The sequence below is a fragment of the Caulobacter sp. GSs2 genome, assembly GCF_058680895.1.
This window is the reverse complement of sequence record NZ_JBZWJL010000002.1, coordinates 45,933-63,859: the sequence shown is the minus strand read 5'-3', so window position 1 is coordinate 63,859 and position 17,927 is coordinate 45,933. Positions and strand designations below refer to the sequence as shown.

The 17,927-nt window shown below is 67.2% G+C and carries 9 protein-coding genes; 2 read left to right on the top strand and 7 right to left on the bottom strand.

Features of this window, described 5'->3' with window-relative positions; all coding sequences use genetic code 11:
- Window positions 1–42: 42 nt before the first annotated feature.
- The 7 genes from ACW17Z_RS19250 to ACW17Z_RS19220 form a co-directional block, all read right to left on the bottom strand.
- On the bottom strand, window positions 43–2,400 hold the full coding sequence (locus ACW17Z_RS19250; RefSeq protein WP_492058788.1) for a heavy metal translocating P-type ATPase: 2,358 nt from the start codon (window positions 2,398–2,400) through the stop codon (window positions 43–45).
- Between the two features lie 33 nt (window positions 2,401–2,433).
- On the bottom strand, window positions 2,434–3,102 hold the full coding sequence (locus ACW17Z_RS19245) for a methyltransferase family protein (protein WP_492058786.1): 669 nt from the start codon (window positions 3,100–3,102) through the stop codon (window positions 2,434–2,436).
- Window positions 3,103–3,112: 10 nt separating this feature from the next.
- A complete protein-coding gene (locus tag ACW17Z_RS19240; RefSeq protein ID WP_492058785.1) occupies window positions 3,113–3,373 on the bottom strand; it encodes a DUF2933 domain-containing protein in 261 nt (86 codons plus the stop codon).
- Between the two features lie 289 nt (window positions 3,374–3,662).
- Window positions 3,663–5,294, bottom strand: a complete 1,632-nt coding sequence (locus tag ACW17Z_RS19235; protein ID WP_492058783.1) for an oleate hydratase — start codon at window positions 5,292–5,294, stop codon at window positions 3,663–3,665.
- 95 nt (window positions 5,295–5,389) lie between these two features.
- A complete protein-coding gene (locus ACW17Z_RS19230) occupies window positions 5,390–5,824 on the bottom strand; it encodes a four-helix bundle copper-binding protein (RefSeq protein WP_492058781.1) in 435 nt (144 codons plus the stop codon).
- A gap of 48 nt (window positions 5,825–5,872) precedes the next feature.
- Window positions 5,873–6,910: a zinc-dependent alcohol dehydrogenase family protein gene (locus ACW17Z_RS19225; RefSeq protein WP_492058779.1), complete on the bottom strand. Its 1,038-nt coding sequence runs from the start codon at window positions 6,908–6,910 to the stop codon at window positions 5,873–5,875.
- Window positions 6,911–6,995: 85 nt separating this feature from the next.
- The gene (locus ACW17Z_RS19220; protein ID WP_492058777.1) at window positions 6,996–7,361 is read right to left on the bottom strand and encodes a hypothetical protein; all 366 of its coding nucleotides are present in this window, start codon (window positions 7,359–7,361) and stop codon (window positions 6,996–6,998) included.
- Window positions 7,362–7,630: 269 nt separating this feature from the next.
- Between ACW17Z_RS19220 and ACW17Z_RS19215 the strand changes: the two genes are divergently transcribed.
- Window positions 7,631–16,159 (top strand): glycoside hydrolase family 94 protein, encoded by an 8,529-nt coding sequence (locus ACW17Z_RS19215; RefSeq protein WP_492058775.1) that lies wholly within the window; start codon window positions 7,631–7,633, stop codon window positions 16,157–16,159.
- A complete protein-coding gene (locus ACW17Z_RS19210; protein ID WP_492058774.1) occupies window positions 16,156–17,805 on the top strand; it encodes a phosphoglucomutase in 1,650 nt (549 codons plus the stop codon). Before ACW17Z_RS19215 ends, ACW17Z_RS19210 begins: the two co-directional genes overlap by 4 nt.
- Window positions 17,806–17,927 lie beyond the last annotated feature (122 nt).

The window sequence follows — 17,927 nt, the reverse complement described above, 5'->3', positions numbered from 1 at the left end:
TGCAAAGGATGACGCGCGCCATGGGCAAACCTTACGGCGGGACTAGGCGGGCGCTGGGTTAGGGTCGCTCCGTGTCGCGGGGCCTGTCTTCGCGCCGAGCCGCGTGCGCTTGAGCAGAAGCGCGTTGACCGCCACCAAGGCCGAACTGCCGGACATCGCCATGGCGGCGACCTCGGGACTGAGGGTAATCGGATATAGGACGCCAGCCGCGAGCGGGAAGGCGATGACGTTGTAGCCGACGGCCCACCAGAGGTTCTGGTGCATCTTGCGCAGGGTGGCGCGCGAGAGTTCGATGGCCTTGACGACGTCGGAGGGGTCGCTGCGCATCAGGACGACATCGGCGCTCTCGATGGCCACGTCGGTGCCGGCGCCGATGGCGAAGCCGACGTCGGCCTGGGTCAGGGCCGGGGCGTCATTGACCCCATCCCCGACGAATCCGACCCGCTGCTTCTGACCTTGCAACTCCTTGACCTTGGCGGCTTTGTCGCCCGGCAGCACCTCGGCCAGCACGATGTCGATACCAAGCTCGGCGGCGACCCGCTTGGCCGTGCCCTGATTGTCGCCGGTGATCATCGCGACCTTGACGCCCATCGCCTGCAGGCGGGCGATCGTGGCCTTCGCGGTCGGACGGGCGGCGTCGGCGACGGCGATGATCCCGATCACCCGGCCGTCGCGGGCGATGTGCACCACGGTGCGGCCCGCGCCCTGCAGGCGCTCGGATTCGGCGGCGAGTTCCCCAAGGTCGACACCGTTGTCGGCCATCAGCATGCGGTTGCCGGAGAGCACCTGATGGCCCTCGACCTCGCCCTTGAGCCCCTTGCCGCCAAACGATTGGAAGTTGCTCGCCGTAGGGACCGGAAGGCCTTCGGCGCGCGCCAGCACCGCCTTGGCGATGTGATGCTCGGAGCCGTGTTCCAGGGCCGCGGCCGTGGAGATCAGGTCGGCCTCGTCGATCCCGGCGGCCGGCGTGACCTGCACGACCTTGGGCTCGCCGGTGGTCAGGGTGCCGGTCTTGTCGAAGACCACGACGTCGAGCTTCACGGCCTCTTCCAGCGCCGCGGCGTCCTTGATCAGGATGCCGTTCGCCGCGCCCAGGCCGGTGCCGACCATGATCGCCATCGGGGTCGCCAGGCCCAGCGCGTCGGGGCAGGCGATGACGAAGACGGTGATGGTGAGGGTCAGCGCGAAGAGCAGGGTCTGGCCGATCACCCAGAACCAGATGACGAAGGTCGCGAGCCCGACCACGATCGCCGCCAGGACCAGCCATTGCGAGGCGCGGTCGGCCAACAGCTGCGCCGGCGCCTTGGAGTTCTGGGCTTCCTGCACCAGCTTGACGATCTGGGCCAGGGCGGTGTCGGCGCCCACCTTGGTCGCGCGATAGCGGAAGGCGCCGCTCTTGTTGATCGAGCCGCCGATCACCGTGTCGCCGACGGACTTGGAGACCGGCAGCGACTCGCCGGTCAGCATCGACTCGTCGATCTCCGACGCGCCGTCTTCGATCGTCCCGTCCACAGGGATCTTGCCGCCGGGTCGGACCAGCACCTGGTCTCCGGCGACGACCGCCGAGGTGGGCACATCTATTTCGACGCCGTTGCGCAGGACCCTGGCCGTTGGCGGCGCGAGGTCCATCAGCCGTCGGATGGCCGCGGAAGCGCCGGCGCGGGCGCGCATCTCCAGCCAGTGGCCCAGCAGGATGAACACCAGCAGCAGCGCCGAGGCCTCGTAGAACTGCTCGCCCTCGAAGAAGAAGGTCGCCCCGACGCTGAACAGATAGCCCGTGCCGACGCTCAGGAGCACCAACACGGCCATGTTGAAGACGCGCTTACGCAAGGCGCGTACCGCGGCCACAAAGAACGTCCAGCCCGGATACAGAATCGCCGCGCTCGCCAGGACGAACAGCACCGGCTTCAGCGGCAACCCGAAGGGCGGGGCTACGCGGAGCGCCTCCATGCCCATCGGGGCGAGGAAGAAGATCGGGATGGTGAAGACCAGGGCGACCAGGAACCGGTTGCGCATGTCCTGGGCCATCGCCCGCATGTCCATGCCCGCGCCGTGGCCCATGTCGGCCATGTCGTCGTGGCCGGCGTGAGCTGCGGCGGCGTGGGGCTTTGCCTCGCGGTGGTGCGCATGCGCAGGCGGCTGATGCGAGACCGTCTCGCCGGTCGTCCCGCAGACGTGCTGCGGGACGAGCTCGCCGCGGCAGTGGAAGCCGCAGTCGCGCACCGCCTGCTCCAGCTCGCCGGCGCTTACCGCCGCTTCGTCATAGTCCACGCTGGCCGACGCGGAGGCGAAGTTGGCGGTGGCGCTGCGGACCCCCTTGAGGGCCCGCAGATGCTTTTCGATCACGAGCGGATCGAGCGGGGTCCGGAAGCCCGACACATCGACGGTGATGGTGCGCATGGTGCTCAATCGGGCTGGAGGAGGCGGACGGCCTCAGGAGTGGCCCAGGGCCGGATCCGACGCGCGGTCCCGACGCCCGAGCCGCGGGAAGAAGGCTGGCGTTGTACGCTTATAGGCCGCGTACGGCTCCCCGAAGGTCGCCAACGCTTCCTTTTCCTCGTTCATCGACAGGCGCCAGTACATGAACACGAGGAAGGGGAACATCGCGACGGTGAGGATCGTCGGCCATTCCAAGAGGAAGCCGAACATCACCAGGACGAAGCCGTCGTACTGCGGATGGCGGATGGACTTGTAGGGTCCCGTCGTCGCCAGCTGGCCGTCACGCTGGGCGCGGTAGAGGACGCTCCAACCGGCCGAGATCAGCCAGAAGCCACCGCCGATGAACAGCGCGCTGATGACGTGGAACGGGCCGAAGTGCGGGTTGGCCTTCCAGCCGAACATCATCTCCAGCAGGTGGCCGGAGTCGTGGCTGAACCAGTTCACGTTCGGATAGCGGCTCTGCAGCCAGCCCGAGAGCACGTAGATGGTCAGCGGAAAGCCGTACATCTCCGTGAAGAGCGCGACCAGGAAGGCGCTGAAGGCGCCGAAGGAGCGCCAGTCTCGGCCCGTCCTCGGTTTGAAGAAGGTGAACGCGAAGAAGATGAACAGCACCGAGTTCAATATGACGAGCGACCAAAGGCCGTAGGCTGGCGGCTCCTGCATGGGAAGCTCCTCAGGGCTGGTGTTGATGGGTGGGCGTCGCCTTCGGCCCGTCGGTTGGGGAAGGACCGGCCTTGTCGCCGTGGCCCGCGTGACCGCCGTGACCCCCATGCATCGCCATGTGCAGGAGCGGGCAGGCGAGCAGAAAGAGGAACGGCAGGTAGCCCAAGAGATGCACCCGGTGCTCGCCGAAGAAGAGATAGGCCAGCACCGCTCCGCCGGCGGCTATGGCCAAGCCGCGTACGATGCTGCGCGAATTGGGAAGGTCGGCCACGACTCATGTTCCTTGTCATCAATCCGACGGTCTGCCGCGAAGTGGCCATTGCCGGACCCGAGATAGACGCAGGGACAAGGCTGACATTACGCCGGCGCATCCACTGCATCAGTCGGCAAGGTTCGCCGGGGGAATGCGCACTATGGTTGCCCGCGGCGCGCCATGCAGCAGGCGGGTCTCGGGAGGACTTAGATCAACGCGATGGGCGCACGCACGGAGAGAACTCGACACCGGCTTTCCGTGAACTCCGGGTCGTCAATCAGTAAAATCCTCCCCAGTCGGGGTCGTGTCATTGGGCGTCTCGCTCTGATTGCGCGGCTCGCGGCTGGCGCAGGAGCGCCATGGACGATTCGAGCAGCACCGCCGGGTCGCGATCGCCATGGTAGATTGAGGGGATGGGGGCATCCAGGTCCAGCAAGCCGTAGACGGCGGTCTGGGCGGACCGGACCGAATACTCCACGGTAAACACGACATCCTCCGGCAGCTCGCAGAACTGACCGATAAAGGCCAGGTTATGGATCGCCGGCGGGCGCACCGGCGCCCGGTCGCCGGCCGCGCGCGGCATGAACTGGCTCGTGATGTAAGGCATCATGCATGGGATGCACTCGGCGGACTCGAGGATCTTGGCCTGAAGGGCTTGCAGTCTGAGGTGACCCAGCAACTCCACGAGGATGTCCTCCCCTGTGGACTCGGCCATCGTCTTGCCGACGAAGTCGCCGACCTCATCGACGAAGAGACCATAGCCCCAGAAGACGAAGACGCCATCCGGCTGGTCGATGAAGTGGGGTTGGTGCGCCAGCACCACCGACATCAGCCAGCTCGAATCCTTGAAGGTCACGAGACCGCCGGTTCCCGCGGGATTGCCGGTGAAGGCTTCCATGAGCTCAAAGAAGGCGGGGTCGCGGAGCGTCACGGTGAAGGACAGCCATCGCGATCCCGCCGTGTCGCGAGTGAAGACATCCGGCCGCCCGAGCCCCGTTTCGCGCTCGGCCAGCATCTCCCACAGGGTCCAGGCGCCGCCCTTGTCCTGAGGGGTCGCGGCCGCCGGTTCGTGCATGGAGCCGAAGGTGGCGCCGGCTGTCATCGAGCCGTTGGTCACGAGCACCAGGTCGTCCCTGCCGACCTCCGCGACCCGCGCGGCCTCGCCCACGCGGTAGAGGAGCTGGTCCACGTGCCGGCCAGTCCGGCCATAGCGGTATTGCAGGTCGTCGACCCTTGCGCCGCAATGGATCCGGACACCCAATCCTTCGAGCCAGCGCTGGAGCGGCAGAACGATCGAGTCATACTGGTTGAAACGCGTGCGCCGTACGCCGCCGAGCGTGTGGAGGCGTGGAAGCTCCTGGACGAAGCGGTGCATATAGCGCCTCAGTTCGACGGCGCTGTGCCAACGCTGGAAGGCGAATGTCGTCGCCCACATGCACCAGAAGTTGGTCTTGAAGAATGCGGGCTGGAACAGATCCTCGATGCACTTCGTCCCCAAGGCGTCCTCCGGCGTCATCATTACCTTCGCCAGGTCGAGCTGGTCGCGGCGGGTGAGCTGCAGATCGGACGTGTCTAGCCGCCGTCCGCCCGCCACGAGCCGCGCGTGCGAGTCTGAGCGGAGCTCCGTGTTGAACGCGAGCATCTCGTCCTTGAGCGAGACCGCGGCGTCTGCGAGTGAAGGTATGGAGTCCAGCAGCGCGAGGGTGCAGGTGTAGGCCTCGTAGGTGAACATGCGCCCGCCGCGGACGACATAGCCGAGGTCGGCGCTCCCCGAGCCGTCCAGGCTCCCGCCCAGGATCGGCGCCTCTTCGAAGATATCGATGTCGGAGCCTTCGAAGCCGCCGTCCCGCACCAGAAAGGCTGCCGCGGCGAGGGAGGCGATCCCGCCGCCGACCAGATAGGCCCGGCGGTTGGGGAGAGGGCGGGCAGGGGTGCTCATGGCGGGGTCCTCAAATGGGCTCAGGGGGCGGTTGGAGCAGAGGCGTGTCGGCGGTACGCATCATGTCGGCGGCCACGGCGTCGGTGGCCGCGGCCCTACATGGCCATGTGCCGGCACGCCGCCCCGCAGTCCCGGCAGGTGGCCGCACACCGGGTGAGCACCGCATCGTTCTTGTAAGCGTCACAGGCCTGGGCGCACGCGGCGCAGAGGTCGGCGCAGGCGCCGCACAGGAGCGTGTGCGTCGGCGCGCCGCGGAGCATCGAATTGGCTGTGGTCTGGCAGAGCTCAGCGCAATCCTGCAGCAGCGCCACCAGCTGCGCAGCGGCGTGGAGTTGCGGCTGTTCGAGCACGTGCCGGGCGCTGGTCAGGCATCTGCGATGCGAGGCGATACAGAGCGTCACGCAGTCGTCCATCGACATCGCGTGCGGATCGGCTGCTATTTTGGACGCCGGGCTTTGCGCTGCGGCGGGCAGCGCCGCGGCGGCTCCGGCGAGGGTCAAGACAGTCAAGAGTTCTCGGCGATCGCGCAACTTGCTTCTCCATTCGACGGGCGACGCTGTTGGCGCCGGTGGGATGTCCTAGGTGTAGATCATCACTTTCAGGGCTTGAGTTTCGGCCGCCCGACGAAACGTGTCATAAGCATCGACGGCCTCGTCCAAGCTGAAGTGGTGGGTAATGAGCCGCGTCGGATCAAGTTTGCCCGACTGAACGGTCTTCAGGAGCATCGGAGTGGTCACGGTGTCCACCAAGCGCGTGGTGATGGTGATGCTCTGCGACCATAGCCGCTCCAGGTGCAGGTCGACCTTGTGGCCGTGTACGCCGATGTTGGCGATCACGCCGCCCACCGCGACCAGATCCTGGCAAAGCTCGAACGTCGCCGCCAGGCCGACAGCTTCGATTGCGGTGTCCACACCGCGCCCGTTGGTCAGCGCCTTCACGGCGTCCGCGGCCTTGCCGTCCGCGCTGTTGATGGTGTGCGTGGCCCCGAACTGGCGGGCGATACCGAGCCTGTTGTCATCTACGTCGATCATGATGATCTCGGAGGGCGAGTAGAACTGGGCCGTAAGCAGCGCTGCGAGGCCGATGGGTCCGGAGCCCACGATCGCGACGCTAGCGCCGGGCGCCACCTTGCCGTTGAGCACTCCGCATTCGAATCCCGTGGGCAGGATGTCGCTCAGCATGACCAGCGCCTCTTCATCCGCGCCGGTGGGGATGGGATAGAGGCTGGTGTCGGCATGCGGCGTTCGGACAAATTCGGCCTGAGTGCCGTCGATGGTGTTTCCGAGGATCCAGCCGCCCGTCGTGCAATGGGAGTACATCCCGCGGCGGCAGAATTCGCACTTGCCGCAAGACGAGATGCAAGAAATCAGCACATGGTCGCCAGGCTTAAAGGCCCTCACGCCCACCCCGACGGACTCGACGACGCCTACGCCTTCATGGCCGAGGATGCGGCCCGCCGCACAGGTCGGGACGTCGCCCTTCACGATGTGCAGGTCGGTGCCGCAGATCGTCGTCTTCAGCATCCTGACGATCGCATCGCCGGGCTCCTGAAGCTCAGGTTTCGGCCTCTCCATGAGGGTGAGTTGGCCAGGGCCGCCATAAACAAGTGCTTTCATGATCGTCTCCTCGGACATTCTAGAATGGAGCGGCGGTTGGCCCATGCGGCGGGAGTGCAGCTCGGCCCTCGCGCGCCTGTTTTCGTTAACGCGCTTTGAGTTCGACCAGATCGAACTTCCTGGCCTGGCCGTTGACCAGCGACGCCTCGGCGAAATGCTCGTCGATCACCCGGTCGATGCGGACCGCGCCGACATCATCGCGGCGCGGGGTGGGGGGCGCGCCTTTAGAGGCTCCTGGCGTTCTGATGAATCGGACAACAGTGAGGACCTGTCCGGGCTTGGCCCCTTCAGCGGTCCCGACGCACAGAATCACCGCCTGCCCCTGCATCTCCACGACCTGACCACGCATGATGTACCGGTGCCAGACCTCGGCTGGGGCTGCTGAACCCAGCACAGGCATAAGCGCGAAGAGCGCCGAGAGGCCTAGGGCCCGTCCAATCGTCCCGTTCATATCGAACCTCCTCGAACTCCCCGCGTGTCCAGTCCTGCAGCCCGGTGCGACCGCACCAAGCGACAGCATGCGTCGTCGTCCCATTGCCTAGGGACGCAGCCCGCGCGTCAGCATTACGGTTGAACGGCGACCATGTGCTGTAATGGCGGCCGAGCCAGATGCGTCTGATGGGAGATGAACAGCCGCCCTGGACAACACACTGGCGTCGGTGTCGACCCGCGCCGACGCTGCGGGTTCCCTGACTGCGCTAGGCGCGGCGGGCTTTCGCCATGCCTATAGATTTGGTTCGACGCGCGCTGGAGCGCAGGTCCGGCGGCCTGTGGTTGGACGAAACGCCCATTCGCGCCGAACTGTTCAGCGTCGAGCGGCTCGAGGCGCACGCTAAGAGCCTCGCTCTGGCTCAGCCGGTCGAAGGGGGCCCCAAGCCCGGCCGCAGTCTCACGGGCCGACTGCTGGACAATCAGCGCCGGCTCACCGAAGCCTTTGCAGTGCTGCAACGCTCGGGTGGGGGCGACGACGACGCGACGCCCGCGGCGCAATGGCTGCTCGACAACTTCCATGTGGTCGAAGAGCAGATCCGAGAAATTCGGCGCGATTTGCCGCCCGGCTATTACCGCCAGCTTCCGAAGCTGATCTCAGGTCCCTTCGCCGGCTACCCACGGGTGTTTGGCCTTGTCTGGGCGTTCGTCGCCCACACGGACAGCCGCTTCGACGTGGGTATGCTCCAGCGCTACGTCCACGCCTACCAGAGCGTCCACCCGCTCACCATCGGCGAGCTCTGGGCCGTGGCCATCACCCTGCGCCTCATTCTCGTGGAGAATCTACGACGCCTCGCCGACCAAATCTTGGACAGTCGCGAGGCCCGCATCACCGCCGACCATCTGGCGGACCGCCTGCTCGGCGCCTACGGTCGCGACCCCGAACCCGCTGCCGCCGTGCTTCAGGGCTGGGAAAGTCGGCGGCAGCGACCAGACGCCTTCACAATGCAGCTCGTGCATCGGCTGCGCGACCAGGACGCAAGTATCGCACCCGTGTTGAGCTGGCTGGACGAGCAGCTCGCAGGGCACGGCGTTACAGCTGACGCGGTCGTTCGCGGGGAACATGATCGTCAGGTCGCCGCCGCTGGCACCGTGCGCAACATCGTCACGAGCCTGCGACGCATCTCGGAGGTGGACTGGCTGGACCTGGTCGAGCGGATGAGTCTCGTCGATGCGGCCCTGACACGGGCAGGCGACTTCGGGGAGATGGATTTCGCGACCCGCAATCTCTACCGCACCGCAATCGAGGCCCTCTCGCGAGGCAGCGGTAAGAGCGAGATGGAGGTGACCCGGGACGCCATCGAACGCGCTGGGGCCTGTGCTGGCGAGGTGGCGAGCTGCCACGTCGGCTGTCACCTGATCGGGTCGGAACGGCCTCGCTTCGAACGGGCGTTGGGATTTAGACCGCCGCCGCGCGAGGTCCTGACCCGGGCGTTCCAGCGCCTCGGAGCCTGGGGCTATGCCGCAGCGATCATCTCCGCAGCCGCGTTTATCCTGCTATTGCCGCTCGTCCATGCGCGAGACCTGGGCGGCGCCTGGCTGGGCGCCTTGGCGGTGCTCGGAGCCGTCCCGGCCTTGGAGCTCGCCGTCGCCCTCGTCAACGCGGTTGTCACCCATAGCATTCGAGCAGGCTTCCTCCCAGCGCTCGAGCTGACGGGCGGAGTCCCCGCCGAGCATCGCACGCTTGTCGCGGTGCCGATGATGCTTAGCAGTCGGCAAACAATCCAGGAGCAGGTTGAGGGTCTGGAGATACACTATCTGGCTAGTGTCGAAGGCGACGTTCACTACGCACTCCTGTCGGACTGGGTGGACGCGGAACGCGAGAGCGAGCCGGTCGATGCCGAACTCCACGCCCTGGCGGCCGATGGGATCGCGAGCCTGAACCAGAAATATGGTCCAGCGCCCGGGGGAGACCGTTTCTTGCTGCTGCATCGCCGTCGGGTATGGAACGACAGCGAAGGCCGCTGGATCGGATGGGAGCGCAAGCGCGGCAAGCTTCACGAGTTGAACCGCCTGCTGCGCGGGGCGCAGGATACGACATTCGTCGCCGCGCCCGAGGCGCCAATCACCGTCCCGGAGGGTGTGCGGTACGTCATTACACTGGATGCCGACACGCGCCTGCCGCACGACACGGTGCGCCGCCTTATCGGCAAGATGGCTCATCCCCTCAACCGCCCACGCCTGGATGCGGGACAGCAGCGGGTGGTGGAAGGCTACGGAATCCTGCAACCGCGGGTTTCGCCGTCGCTGCCGGTGGGTCATAGCGGCTCGCTGTTCCACCGGCTGTTTTCGGGAGCGAGCGGGATCGACCCCTACGCCGCCGCGGTCAGCGACGTCTATCAGGACCTGTTCGGCGAAGGCTCCTACGGGGGCAAGGGGATCTACGATGTAGACGCCTTCGAGGCGGCGCTTGGCGGGCGCGTGCCGGAGTCAACGATGTTGAGCCATGACCTCTTCGAGGGGGTTTATGCGCGCACCGGTCTTGTATCCGATGTCGAGGTGGTCGACGATGCCCCCACCCGTTACGACGTTGCGAGCCTTCGGCACCATCGCTGGGCTCGCGGCGACTGGCAGTTGTTGCCTTGGATTCTTCGCCTGCCCGCGGGCAGATGCCTCGCGCCGGGGCCGCTCCCGGTCATCGGCCGGCTGAAGATGCTCGACAATCTGCGCCGGACCTTGACCGCGCCAGCGGCCGTAGCGGCGCTGTTCGTGGGGTGGGCCGCCCTCGGCAGCCATGCCGTCGTTTGGACGCTGTTCGTGCTGGGCTCCGTCGTCGCACCGGCGCTCATGCCGCTGATCGATGACCTGGCGCCGCGGACCGCCGGGATACGCACGCGAGACCGACTGAGAGGCATGGGCGCGGACCTGCGAATCGCGACCGCGCGCGCCCTGCTGCTGGTCACGCTTTTGCCCCACCAGGCCTGGCTCATGTCCGACGCCATCGTTCGGACGCTATGGCGCCTGTTTGTCACCCGCCGCCGACTGCTGGAATGGGTGCCCGCAGCCCAGCTCGCGGCAGGCCTGCAGCTGCACGTCTCAGATTTCTATCGACGGATGTGGGGCGTATTGCCCCTGGCCTGCGCAGGCCTTGCGATCAGTGCGATCTGGTCCGGCGAGGCTTGGCCTCTGGGGATCAGCATCTCTTTCGCTTGGCTGTTCGCGCCGTTGGTCGCTCAGCGGATCAGCCGAATCCAACCCCTGCCGGAAGCGGGCGAGCTGACCGCGGACGACACGGCCGCGCTGCGTCTGACGGCGCGCCGGACCTGGCGCTACTTCGAAACCTACGTCACCGCCGCCGACAACAACCTGCCGCCGGACAACGTCCAGGAAGATCCCCCGGCCGTCGCCCACCGCACCTCTCCCACCAACATCGGTCTCTACCTGCTCTCGACCGTCTGCGCGCGCGACCTTGGTTGGATCGGCGTCGGCGACGCCCTCGCGCGTATTGAGGCCACGTTGGCCACCTTGCAGCGCATGGACCGGCGCCACGGCCACTTCCTCAACTGGTATGACACGCGCGATCTGCGCGCGCTGGAGCCGCTCTATGTGTCCACCGTGGACAGCGGCAACCTGGCAGGATGCCTGCTGACGCTCGCGGCGAGCTGCCGCGCGTGGCGGGACCAGCCGCTCCCCCCGCAGGCGCGATGGGCCGGTGTGTGCGACGCCATCGACCTCGCCAGGGAGGAATTGGTGCCGCTCTGCGCGCCTTCAGTGGCCGCCCAACAGACCTGGGGGCGCCTGGACGAGGCGCTGCGGAACCTCTTGGGGACCTTGCGCCGCAGCGAGGAGGGAAAGGACCACCGAACGGCGTTGGACGATGTCCTGCGCGAATGGGCGGGGCTCGCTGGACCACTGCGGGGTCTGCTGGCGGAACGCGAGGACGCTGCGGAGCTGGCCCATTGGCTATCCGCGGTGGAGACGGGGCTCTGCAGCCATCTCCGCGACTTGGAATTCTCTGAGCTGGACCGCCGCCTCGCGGCGGCGGAAGCCGCCACGCGCCAACTGGCGCTGGAGATGGAGTACGGCTTCCTGCTCGATCAGGACCGCAAGCTGCTGTCGATCGGCTACCGCGTCGCCGATGGGGCGTTGGACGCCAACTGCTACGATTTGTTGGCCTCTGAGGCCCGGCTGGCGAGCTTCCTCGCCATCGCCAAGGGCGACGTGCCGGCGCGTCACTGGTTTAGACTCAGTCATGCGGTGACCCCCACGCCCGAAGGCGCCGCCCTGATTTCCTGGTCGGGGTCCATGTTCGAATACCTGATGCCGTCTCTGGTGATGCGCTCGCCCGCCGGCAGTCTGCTGGAGCGGTCGCTGCGCGCGGTCGTTCGCCGCCAGATCGAGTATGGCCGCAGCCATGGGCGGCCCTGGGGCGTTTCGGAATCCGGGTTCAACGCGCGGGACCTCGAGTTCACCTACCAATACTCCAACTTCGGGATTCCGGGTCTCGGTCTCAAGCGAGGCCTCGGCGAGGAGGCCGTCGTCGCACCCTATGCGACAGCGCTCGCCGCGATGATCGATCCGCGCGAAGCCGTCGCCAATTTCGGCGTCTTGACCGCCGCGGGCGCAAAGGGACGCCACGGCTTCTATGAGGCTTTGGACTACACGCCCGCGCGGGTGCCAGAAGGCGCCCGTGTCGCTATCGTGCGATCGTTCATGGCCCATCACCAGGGGATGACGGTCACCGCCTTGGCGAATACGTTGCTGGGCGGACTGTTACGCGAGCGCTTCCACGCCGATCCGCTCGTGCAGGCCGCCGAGCTCCTCCTGCACGAGCGGATGCCGCGCGACGTCCGGCCGGCAACGGCCGCCGCCGAGCGCGCGGGCCCGCACTTGACCGAGGCGCCGGAACTGGCGCTCGGGCGCCACTACTCCACACCGCACGGCGCGAGTCCCGCCACCCACATTTTGTCGAACGGTCGCTACAGCGTAATGCTCACCGCTGCGGGAGGCGGTTACAGCCGCTGGCGAAGCCAGGCGCTAACGCGCTGGCGCGAAGACAGCGTGCGCGACGACTGGGGCGCTTTCATCTATCTGCGCGATGTGGCGAGCGGGCGCGTTTGGTCCACCGGCTATCAGCCTACCGCCGCCGAGCCGTCGGAGTATGGCGTGACCTTCTTCGCCGACCGCGCGGAATACTCGCGCCGCGATGGCGACCTGGTGACTGAACTCGTGGTGCTGGTTTCGGCGGAGGATGACGGGGAGCTCCGACGCGTGACCTTGACCAACGCCGGCGACGTCGAGCGCGAAGTCGAAATCACCTCATATGGTGAGCTGGTCCTTGCGCCCGACGCCGCCGACGCCGCCCACCCGGCGTTCTCCAAGCTGTTCGTGGAGACGGAACACCATCCGGCGCTGGGGGGCGCCTTGCTTGCGACCCGTCGACGCCGGGCGCCGGAGGAGCCCGAGCTCTGGGCCGCCCATCTGGCGATCGTCGAAGGCCAGGCCCTAGGCAAACCGGAATTCGAGACCGATCGCGCGCGCTTCCTGGGCCGGAACCGCGATGTCCGCGCACCGATCGTCGTCTTCGAAGGCCGTCCGCTGACCGGCCAGGCCGGCGCGGTGCTCGATCCGATTTTCGCGCTTCGGCGACGCGTGCGGATCGCCCCCGGCTCTACAGCCCAGGTCTCCTTCTGGACCTTCGCCGCCGGCTCGCGCGAAGCCATCTTGGAGGTGTTGGATCAGCATCTTCACACCGCGGCCTGCGAACGGGCCGCAGCCTTGGCGTGGACCCGGGCGCAGGTGCAGCTGCGCCATCTCGGCGTCACCCACCGGGACGCCGACAACTTCCAGCGCCTGGCCGGCCACCTGATTTACGCGACGCCTGCGCTCAGACCCCCGTCAGAGGTGGTGGCGGCGGGCGCGGGGGGGCAGCCGGACCTCTGGGCCCTGGGCATATCAGGCGACCTGCCTCTGATCCTATTGCGGATAGACGACCTCGAACATCTCGCCACCGCCCGCGACCTGCTCCACGCTGCGGAATACTGGAAGCTGCAGCGGCTCCCGGTGGATGTCGTGATCCTGAATGACCACGCGGCCTCCTACATCCAAGACCTGCAAGGCGCGTTGGAGGCCTTGGTGCGCGTGACGCAATCCCGCCGCGCGCCAGACGAAGAGCCACTACCGGGTGGGGTCTACGTGCTGCGCGGCGACCTCATTTCGCCCGCGCTCCAGGCCCGCCTGTTGTCGGTAGCGCGGGTTGTGTTGTCTGCGCAGCACGGCCGGCTGGAAGGCCAGCTCGACCGGCTACGGGATCGGCGCGAGTGGCCGCGGCCACCTTTGGCGGCGCCGCAGGTTCCCGCTAGGCCGTTGCGGTCATCGCCTGTCCCAGACCTGGAGGCCTACAACGGGATCGGCGGCTTCGCGCGCGAGGGCCGGGAGTATGTCGTTGTCCTCAGCCCTGGCCAGACCACGCCAGCGCCCTGGATCAACGTCGTCGCCAACCCGAGCTTCGGGTTCCAGATCTCCGCGGAAGGTTCGGGATACACCTGGGCCCTCAATAGCCGCGAGCACCAGCTCACCCCCTGGTCGAACGACCCGGTCGCCGATCGCGGTGGCGAGGCGTTGTACCTGCGCGACATGGAAACCGGCGAGCTCTGGAGCCCGACCGCCTACCCGGTGCGGGATCCAGAGGCGACCTATGTCTGCCGCCACGGCCGCGGCTACAGCCGATTCAAAGCCACGGTCGGCGACTTCGAGACGGAGCTCCTCGCCTATACGCCGCTGCTAGACCCGGTGAAAATCCTGCGGCTGAAAGTCCGCAATCTGTCCAGCCGGCCGCGCCGGCTGTCGGCCTGCGCCTATGTGGAGTGGGTCCTCGGCAAAAGCCGCGACGCGATAGCGCCGTTTACGGTCACGCACGTCGATAAAGCGAGCGGGGCCCTGATGGCGCAGAACCGCTGGGATCCCAGCTTTGGGGAGCGGGTGGCGTTTCTTGACGCCTGTGGCCGCCAGACGAGCTGGACGGGCGATCGCCGGGAATTCATCGGCCGCAACGGCAGCCTGCGTCGGCCAGCGGGTCTGGCGGGCAGCGCGCTCTCCGGCCGAACAGGGGCCGCGCTAGACCCCTGTGGGGCCATGGATGCGCCGCTGTCGCTCGCGCCCGGGGAGACGGGCGAACTGGTCTTCCTCATCGGGGAGGGCGAGGACGTCGACGCCGCCCGCGAGCTGATCGCGCGTTACGGTCAGGCTGATTTGGATGAAGTCCTGGCGGAGGTAGACGCCTATTGGGAGCGTCTCCTAGGGGCCGTACAGGTGCAAACCCCCGACCCAGCCCTGGACCTGATGCTCAATGGCTGGCTGCTCTACCAGACCGTCGCGTCCCGCTTATGGGCAAGGGCCGGCTTCTATCAGGCGAGCGGCGCCTATGGCTTCCGCGATCAGCTGCAGGACGTCATGGCGCTGGTGCATGCGTCCCCCGAAACCGCACGCGAGCACTTGCTCAGGGCAGCGGCGCGCCAATTCCCCGAAGGCGACGTGCAGCATTGGTGGCTGCCCCACTCCGGCCAGGGGGTCCGTACACGCTTTTCGGATGATCGGGTGTGGCTGGCCTACGCGGTCGCGAACTATGTCGCGGCGACCGGCGACCGAGCGGTGCTCGACGAGCCGATCCCGTTCCTGGAAGGCCAGGCCCTTGAGCCGACCGCGACCGAGGCGTTCTTCCATCCCGAAACCGGCGAGAGCGTCAGCCTCTTCGAACACTGCGCGCGGGCGCTAGACGCCAGCCTCCAGGTGGGGGGCCATGGCGCGCCATTGATCGGCGGCGGCGACTGGAACGACGGCATGAACCGCGTCGGCCAGCACGGCCGAGGCGAGAGCGTGTGGTTGGGCTGGTTTCTCCATCGCACCTTGACGGATTTCGCGCCGTTGGCGGCGGCTCTCGGGCAGGCGGCGCACGCAGAGCGCTGGGCTGCCCACGCCGAGGGCCTAAAGGCCGCGCTCGAGCGGAGCGCGTGGGGCGGCGACTGGTACCTTCGCGGCTGGTACGACGACGGCTCGCCGCTGGGCTCGCCCGACAGCGACGAGTGCCGCATCGACGCGATTGCGCAATCGTGGGCCGTGCTCTCCGAGGTGGCAGAGCCGAACCGCGCGCGACAGGCGTTGGCCGCAGTTGAACGTGAGTTGATCGACGCCGACGCCGGCCTAGCTCTGTTGTTCACGCCGCCCTTCGACAAGGGCCCAAAGGACCCCGGTTATATCAAGGGCTACCCGGTCGGCGTGCGAGAGAACGGCGGCCAATATACTCACGCCGCGGTGTGGACGGCGATGGCCTTCGCAGCGGTGGGGGACGGCGACAGGACCGCAAGCCTCCTAGCCATGCTCAACCCGATCAATCACAGCCGCACGCCATCTGAGGCCCAGCGGTACAAGGTTGAGCCGTACGTGGTCGCCGCCGACATCTATTCGCACCCGGCGCACCTCGGGCGGGGCGGTTGGACCTGGTATACAGGCGCCGCCGGCTGGATGTACCGCGCGGGACTAGAGTCGCTTCTCGGCCTGCGGCGCCATGGTGACGCCCTGCTGCTCGATCCGTGCATTCCGCGACACTGGCCAGGCTTCAAGCTCTTCTACCGGTTTGGCGCCGCCCGTTACGAGATCGAGGTGGAGAACCCCGACGGCGTCTGCCGGGGCGTCGCCGAAGCCGTGCTGGACGGCGTTCGGCTCTGCGAGCGACCGTTGCGCATACCCCTCAGCTCAGCGGACGGCGTCCGGCGTCTGCGCGTCCGGCTGGGCGCCGGCGACCCGAAGGCTGGTGCTGCGTGACCCGCAGCGTGGATCCCCGGGCAGGACGCCCCGTCGCGAAGGCGGATTTGATCGATGTCTCCAAGCTCATCGACGCCTACACGGCGGTCCGCCCCGACCCGACAAATCCGGCCCAAGGCGTCGCCTTCGGTACCTCCGGCCATCGCGGCTCGGCGCTCGCGGGGACCTTCAATGAGGCGCATGTCGTGGCGATCTGCGCCGCTGTCTGTCGTCACCGCAAAGCCGCGAGCGTCCATGGACCGCTGTTCCTGGCCGGCGACACCCACGCGCTCTCGAAGCCCGCGCTCAGGACGGCCGTTGAGGTCTTCGTCGCCGCCGGCGTGACGGTGATGCTCGACGCCCGGGACGGCTACACGCCGACGCCTGCGGTGTCGCACGCCATCCTGCACTACAACAAGGGGCGCACCTCAGGGCTGGCGGACGGGATCATTCTCACGCCGTCTCACAATCCGCCCCAGGATGGCGGCTTTAAGTATAATCCGCCGCACGGCGGGCCAGCCGAACCTCGGATCACTGAGGCGATCGAGCAGCTCGCCAACGCTGCGCTTCCTACGGCGTTGCGGGACGTTACGCGCGTTCCTTTTCCCCGCGCGGCTCGGTCTTCGCATGCGGCGCGTTACGACTATCGGACTGCCTTCATCGCCGAGTTGCCTCAGGTGGTGGACCTTGAGGCGATCCGCGCCGCTGGGGTGCGTATTGGGATCGATCCCTTGGGCGGGGCCAGCGCCGAGTACTGGCCTCTGGTCCTGGAGACTTACGGGCTGCAGGGCTCCGTCGTCAGCGAAGTCGTGGATCCGCGGTTCGCCTTCATGACCGCCGACCATGACGGCGAGACCCGCATGGATTGCTCCTCGCCCTATGCGATGGCCCGGCTAGTCGACCTGCGGGCGCGCTTCGACATCGCGTTCGGCAACGACCCAGATGCCGACCGGCACGGTGTGGTGACGCCTTCGGGTGGTCTGATGGAGCCGAACCGCTATCTGGCGGCGGCGGTCGCCTATCTGTTTGAACACCGTCCCGCTTGGCCTGCCGGGCTCGCGATCGGCAAGACCATGGTCACAAGCGCCCTCATCGACCGGCTCGCCGCCAGACTTCAGCGGCCGCTGGTTGAGACCCCGGTGGGATTTCGTTGGTTCGTCGATGGACTTTCCGACGGCGCCCTGGGCTTCGCGGGCGAGGAGAGTGCCGGCGCGGTGTTCCGAAGGCTCGACGGGTCGCTTTGGACAACGGAGAAGGACGGTTTAAGCCTCGGGCTTCTGGCTGCGGAAATCCTTGCGCGAACCGGCCAGGACCCCGGCATGGTCTACACGTCGGTGGCCGACGCAATCGGCCCCTCCTACTATGAACGTCTAGATGCGCCAGCCACACCGCAGCAAAAGGCCTGGCTGCGGGGCCTCAGACCGCAGGATCTGCAACTTGCTGAGCTCGGCGGAGAGCCAGTGTTGTCGGTAGAGATCGCCAGCCCCCGCGGGGAGCCGTTCGGCGGCGTGAAGGTTAAGGCCAAGAGCGGGTGGTTCGCCGCCCGCCCATCAGGGACCGAGCCCCTCAACAAGATTTATGCGGAGAGTTTCGTCGGTCCGGATCACCTAGCGGTTATTCAGGGCGACGCCCAGCAGGCCCTGGCTAGCTTGAGCGGTGGGCGCTGAATCCAAAAAGCGACCCCTCAGATTCCCTGCGGAGCGTAGAAGCTCGTAGCGGCGAAGCACCAGCTGCTTGATGGGCGCGCCACATTGACAGAACATCGTCCCTTCTATCGTGGCCCGTGCCT